The sequence below is a fragment of the Streptomyces hygroscopicus genome (assembly GCF_026168105.1).
GTDB classification, from domain to species: Bacteria; Actinomycetota; Actinomycetes; order Streptomycetales; family Streptomycetaceae; genus Streptomyces; species Streptomyces hygroscopicus_D.
The window spans coordinates 1-6,828 of sequence record NZ_LBMW01000108.1; the positions used below are offsets into that span (position 1 = coordinate 1).

Below are 6,828 nucleotides of genomic sequence, written 5' to 3' on the forward strand. Positions count from 1 at the left end.
ACAGGGAACTCCCCCACCGCGTCCCCGCCGGAGGACACCAGCCGCCACAGATCCTCCGGCGACCGCACCCCACCCGGATACCGGCACGCCATCCCCACGATCGCGATGGGGTCGTCGTCCACGGCGGGGCCGGCGGCCACGGTCGGTGCCGTCCTCGCGGTGGTGCGGCCGGTGAGCTCAGTGCGCAGCTGCCGGGCGAGCGCGTTGGCGTTCGGGTAGTCGAAGACCAGGGTGGCCGGGAGGGCGAGGCCGGTCTCGGTGTTGAGCTTGTTGCGCAGTTCGACGGCGGTCAGCGAGTCGAAGCCCAGGTCCTTGAAAGCCCGTTCCGCCTCGACCTCGCCGGCGTCGCTGTGGCCGAGTACGGCCGCCGCGTGCGTGCGGACGAGCTCGACCAGCACCGTCTCCTGCTCGGTCTCGGGCATCCCGGCGAGCCTGGTGGCCAGCGGGGAGGCGGCGGCCGCGGCGGCCTTGTCGGTGCCGCCGCAGACGTTCAGGATCCGCTCGGCCTCCGGGAGGTCGCCGAGCAGCGCGCTCGGACGCCGCAGCGTGAACGAGGGCAGGAACCGCTGCCAGTCGATGTCGGCGACGGTCGCGGTCGCCTCGCCGGAGTCCACGGCCTGCCGGAGTCCGAGGACCGCGAGCGCGGCGGGCATCGGGATCAGGCCGCGGCGCCGCAGCCGTTCGTCCGCGCCCTCGCTCTCGGCCATGCCACCGCCGGCCCACGGGCCCCAGGCCACCGCACTCGCGGCTCGGCCCTGGGCGCGGCGGCGCTCGGCGATTCCGTCGAGCACGGCGTTGGCGGCGGCGTAGGCGGCCTGGTGGCCGCTGCCCCACACCCCCGCGATCGAGGAGAACAGGACGAAGGCGTCCAGCTCCCGGTCGGCGAGCAGTTCGTCGAGGTGCAGGGCGCCGGCGGCCTTCGCGGACAGCACCTCGGCGAAGGAGCCGAGCGTCATGTCCTCGAGCGCCTCCAACTGGTCCACGCCCGCTGTGTGCACGACGGCGTCGACGGGGTGTTCGGCGAGCAGCGTGGCCAACGCCTCACGGTCAGCCACGTCGCACTCCGCAACCGTCACTCGTGAACCCAATGTCTCCAGCTCCGACTTCAGCTCCCCCGCGCCCGGAGCGCCCATGCCCCGACGGCTCGTCAGCACCAGATGCTCCGCACCCGCACCCGCCAGCCAGCGCGCCACGTGACCACCCAGCGCACCCGTACCACCGGTGATCAGCACCGTGCCACGCGGCGACCACGTACGGCCCTTCCGGCCGCCCGTCACGCGGGACAGCCGACGGACGAACACGCCCCGGGCACGCACGGCCACCTGGTCCTCGGCCGACTGCCCCAGCACCCCGGCGAGCCGCCCCACGACCCGGTCGTCGATCACCTCGGGCAGGTCGACCAGGCCGCCCCAGCACCGTGAGTGCTCCAGCGCGGCCACCCGGCCCAGGCCCCACACAGCGTGCTGGACGGCGCTGGGTGCTTCGTCCTGACGACCGGTGGAAACAGCCGACTTGGTCAGTGTCCACAGCGGGGCGTCGATGCCGGAGTCACCCATTGCCTGGACGAGGGTGATGGTCAGGGCGGTGCCCACGGAGACGGCCGGGTGCTCGGGATGCGGCCGCTCGTCGATGCCGAGGAGGGAGATCACGCCCTCGACCGGCGTCCGGCTTGCCGCCTCGTCGAGTTCCCGCAACAGCGTGCCACGGTCCGTGGCCGCGTCGACCATGACGGGGATCAGCCGGGCCCCTCTTGCGGTGAGCCCGTCGCCGACCGCGGTGGTCCACTCGGTCTCGTCGGTGACCAGGAACAGCCAGTCACCGGAGAGTTCGTGGCTCCGGCGGACGCCGACCGGCTTCCATCCGACCCGGTAGCACCAGCCGTCCACCAGGGACTCCTCGCGGCGCTGCCGGCGCCATGCGGACAGCCGGGGCAGTACCGTGTCGAGCTGTTCGGCGGGCAGGTCGAGCGTGGCGGCGAGGGACTGGGCGTCCTCGCGCTCCACCGTCTCCCAGAATTCCGTCTCCACGGCGCCGGTGCCCACGACGGCGGCGGTGGGCGCGGTGGTCTCCAGCCAGTACCGCTGGTGCTGGAAGGCGTAGGCCGGCAGGTCCACCCGGCGGGCGCCCCGGCCGGCGAAGAACGCGTGCCAGTCGACGGCGACGCCGTGCACGTGGGCCTGCGCGACGGCGCTGGTGATCGCCTCGGGTTCCGGGCTGTCGGCGCGCAGGGCGGGGATGGCGAGCGCGCCGCCCGGGCAGGCCTGGGCCATCGCGCTGAGGACGCCGCCGGGGCCGACCTCCACGAAGGTGGTCACGCCCAGCTCGCCCAGGGTGCGGATGCCGTCGGCGAAGCGCACGGTCTGGCGCACGTGCCGGACCCAGTAGTCGGCGGTGTACGCCTCGACGAGCTCACCCGTGACGTTGGAGACGACGGGGATCCTCGGCTTCCCGAAGCGCAGTCCTTCGACGACGCGGGCGAACTCCTCCAGCATGGGGTCCATCAGCGGCGAGTGGAAGGCGTGACTCACCTTCAGCCGGGATGTCTTACGGCCCTGCTGCGCGAAGACGCCCGCGATCTCGGTCACGGCGTCCTCGGCGCCGGAAATCACCACGGACTGCGGACCGTTGACGGCCGCGATGCTCGCCTCGTCGGTGAGGTGCGGGAGGATCTCGTGCTCGGCGGCCTGCACGGCGACCATCGCGCCGTCGGCGGGCAGGGCCTGCATCAGCCGGGCGCGGGCGGTGACCAGCGTGGCCGCGTCCTCCAACGAGAGCACCCCGGCCACGTGCGCGGCGGCGATCTCGCCGACGGAGTGTCCGGCGAGGTAGTCCGGGCGGATGCCCCACGCCTCGAGCAGGCGGTGGATGGCCACCTCGGTCGCGAACAGCGCGGGCTGGGTGAAGCCGGTGCGGTTCAGCTCGTCGTCGTCCTCGCCGAGGACGACGTCCCGCAGCGGCCGGTCGAGGTGCCGGTCGAGATGGGCGCACACCTGGTCGAACGCCTCCGCGAACACCGGGAACGCGTCGTACAGCTCACGTCCCATGCCAGGGCGTTGGGAGCCCTGCCCGGAGAACAGGAATCCGACCCGGGTATCGTCGGCGCGGCCGAGGGTGACGCCGGGAGCAGGTGCTCCCGAGACCAGGGCCCGCAGCCCGTCGACGAGCCGGTCAGGGTCGTCCGCGACCACGGCGGCGCGGTGCTCCAGCGCGGCGCGGGTGGTGGCCAGCGAGAGGCCGACGTCGGCCGGCGACGGCCCGGCCTCCTCCGTGACGAGGGACAGCAGACGCTCGGCCTGGTCCCGCAGAGCGGCCTCGGACTTGCCGGACAGCACCCACGGCACGGCCGTCGGGGCTGCCCCGGCCGGGGTGACGGCGGCCGGTTCCGACGGCGGGGCCTGCTCGATGATGGTGTGCGCGTTGGTCCCGCTGACGCCGAAGGACGAGATGCCCGCGCGGCGGGGACGGCCGGCCGAAGGCCACTCCACCGCCTCGGTGAGTAGCCGTACGCCACCCGCCGACCAGTCCACGTGCGGCGTCGGCTCGTCCGCGTGCAGGGTGCGCGGCAGCAGACCGTGCCGCATCGCCATCACCGTCTTGATGACGCCGGCGACGCCGGACGCCGCCTGCGTGTGGCCGATGTTGGACTTCAACGAACCGAGCCACAGCGGCTGTTCGGCAGAGCGGCCCTTGCCGTACGTCGCCAGCAGGGCCTGTGCCTCGATGGGGTCGCCCAGCGCGGTGCCCGTGCCGTGTGCCTCGACGGCGTCCACGTCGGCCCCGCTGAGCCCGGCGGAGGACAGCGCCTGCCGGATGACCCGCTCCTGCGCGAGACCGTTCGGCGCGGTCAGGCCGTTGGACGCGCCGTCCTGGTTGACGGCGCTGCCTCGCACGACCGCGAGAACCTGGTGGCCGTTGCGCACGGCGTCGCTGAGGCGTTCGACGAGGACGACGCTCGCGCCCTCCGCCCAGCCGGTGCCGTCGGCGCCGGCGCCGAACGCCTTGCAGCGGCCGTCGGCGGACAGTCCGCGCTGCCGGCTGAACTCCACGAACGCGGCCGGTACGGCCATGACGTTCACGCCGCCGGCGACGGCCATCGTGCTCTCGCCGTTGCGCAGCGACTGGATGGCCAGGTGCAGTGCGACCAGGGACGACGAGCACGCCGTGTCGACGGTGACGGCCGGGCCCTCCAGGCCGAACGAGTAGGCCACGCGCCCGGAGACGACGCTTGCGGCGCTACCGGTGAGCAGATGCCCCTCCACGCCTTCGGGGACCTGCGAGAGGCCGGCGCCGTAGCCCTGGTAGGACATGCCGACGAACACGCCTGTGCGGCTTCCCTTCACAGAGGCCGGGTCGATGCCCGCGCGTTCGAAGACCTCCCACGTGGTCTCCAGCAGCAGTCGCTGCTGCGGGTCCATCGCGAGCGCCTCACGCGGCGAGATCCCGAACAGCGCGGCGTCGAAGTCGCCCGCGTCGTAGAGGAAGCCGCCGCCGCGCGCGTACGTCTTGCCGGGGACGCCCGGGTCGGGGTCGTACAGGTCCTCGATGTCCCAGCCGCGGTCCTCGGGGAACCCGGCGATGGCGTCGCCGCCGGACAGCACGAGCTGCCACAACTCCTCGGGCGAGCCGACGCCGCCGGGCAGACGGCAGCTCATCGCCACGATCGCGATGGGCTCGTCGTCGGCGACCGTACGCTCCTCGGGCAGCGCGGTGGCCTGCGCGCCGAGCAGTTCAGCATGCAGGAAGCGGGCCAGGGCCGTAGCGTTCGGGTGGTCGAAGACGAGTGTGGTGGGCAGCTTCAGACCGGTCTCGGCCGTGAGCTTGGTGCGCAGTTCGACGGCGGTCAGCGAGTCGAAACCGAGGTCCTTGAAGGCACGTTCCGCCTCCACGGCCGTGACACCGCCGTGGCCGAGCACAGCGGCCGCGTGCGTACGGACCAGGTCCACCAGAGCACGGTCCTGCTCGCCCGCCGACAGGGCGGCCAGCCGGGCCGCCAGTGCGTTGCCGGCCGCGGCGCTGCCGGGTGTCCGGTTCTCCAACGCCCGCTGTGCCTCGGGCACGGCGGAAAGCAGCGCGCTCGGGCGGCCGACGGTGAACGATCCGATGAACCGCTCCCAGTCGAAGTCGGCGACGGTCAGGGTCGTCTCGTCGTCCGTCAGGGCCTGTCGCAGCGCCGCGATCGCGAGCGCGGGCCGCATGGGCGGAAGGCCACGGCGGCGCAACATGTCCTCGGCCTTGCCGACGCTGGCCATGCCGCCCTCGGCCCAGCCGCTCCAGGAGACGGCCAGGGCGGTCCGCCCGCGTGCCCGACGGTGTTCGGCCAGGGCGTCGAGGTAGGCGTTGGCCGCCGAGTAGGCGCCCTGTCCGGCGCCGCCCCAGATGCCGGCGCCGGAGGAGAAGAGGACGAACGCGTCCAGCTCCTGGCCGTCCAGCAGTTCGTCCAGATGTGTCGCTCCCGCCGCCTTCGCCGACACCGTGCCCGCGAACGCGTCCACTCCGGTGTCCTCGATCATGATGTGGTCGCTGACGCCGGCCGCGTGCACGACTGCGTTGACGGGGTGCGCGTCCAGCAGTGCGCGCAGAGCGTCCCGGTCGGCCACGTCACAGGCGGCGACGGTCACGCGTGAACCCAGCGCCTCCAGCTCCGACTTCAGCTCACCGGCACCCGGAGCGTCCATGCCCCGACGACTCGTCAGCACCAGATGCTCGGCACCCGCACCCGCCAGCCAGCGCGCGACATGGCCGCCCAGCGCACCCGTACCACCGGTGATCAGCACCGCGCCACGCGGCGACCACCGCTGCTCGGGCCCGGTGCTGTGGCCGGGCCGTACCAGCCGGCGCCCGAAGACCCCCGAGGCACGCACGGCCACCTGGTCCTCGGCCGACTGCCCCAGGACGGCGACCACGCGGGCCGCCGTACGGGCGTCCATCGACTCGGGGAGGTCGATCAAACCGCCCCAGCGCCGCGGGTACTCCAGGGCCGCCGCCCGGCCGAAGCCCCACACCTGGGCCTGCACCGGCCGGTCCACACGGTCGGAGCGACCGGTGGCCACCGCGCCCCGGGTGGCGCACCACAGCGGTGCGTCGATTCCGGCATCGCCAAGTGCCTGGACCAGCAGCAGGGTTGAGGACAGGCCGTGCGGCAGGGCGGGGTGCTCGATGGAGGCGCCCTCGTCCTCGGCCAGGAGCGACAGCACACCGGCCACGGGACCGACTCCGGCCAGTTCGCGGGCGAGTGTCTCGCGGTCGGTGGGCCGGCCGACGGCGAGGGTCACCAGGTCCAGGCCGCGTTCGGCGAGCGCGGTACGGACCGAAGTGGTCCACTCGGTTGCATCAGCGGCCACGAGCAGCCAGGCTCCGGACGCACCGGTTTCCGGGAGTGTGCCGAGGGGCTTCCAAGTGACGCGGTACCGCCAGCCGTCAACCACCGACTGCTCGCGGCGCTGACGCCGCCACGCGGACAGCCGGGGCAGGATCGCGCTCAGCGATTCGTCGGCCCCGACGCCCAGGGTCGCGACGAGGGACTCCAGGTCCTCCCGCTCCACGGAGTCCCAGAATCCGGAATCGGTGCCGTCGGTGGGGGTGTCGGTGGCGGCCAGTTCCTCCCCCGCCAGCCAGTAGCGCTCGCGCTGGAAGGCGTAGGTGGGCAGGTCGACGCGGTGGGCGCCGGGGAAGAGGGTCCGCCAGTCGGGGGAGGCGCCGTGCACGTGCAGTTCGGCGAGGGCGGCGGTGATCGCCCGACGCTCGGGGCGGTCGGCGCGCAGCACGGGGACCGTGACGGCGCCGACCAGGCAGCCCTGGGTCATGCCGCTCAGGACACCGCCGGGGCCG

The 6,828-nt window shown here is 73.5% G+C and carries 1 pseudogene; it reads right to left on the reverse strand.

Annotation, left to right across the window (positions count from 1 at the left end):
• Positions 1-6,779, reverse strand: a pseudogene (locus AAW14_RS38795) (type I polyketide synthase); the annotation flags it as partial.
• Between the last annotated feature and the right edge of the window lie 49 nt (positions 6,780-6,828).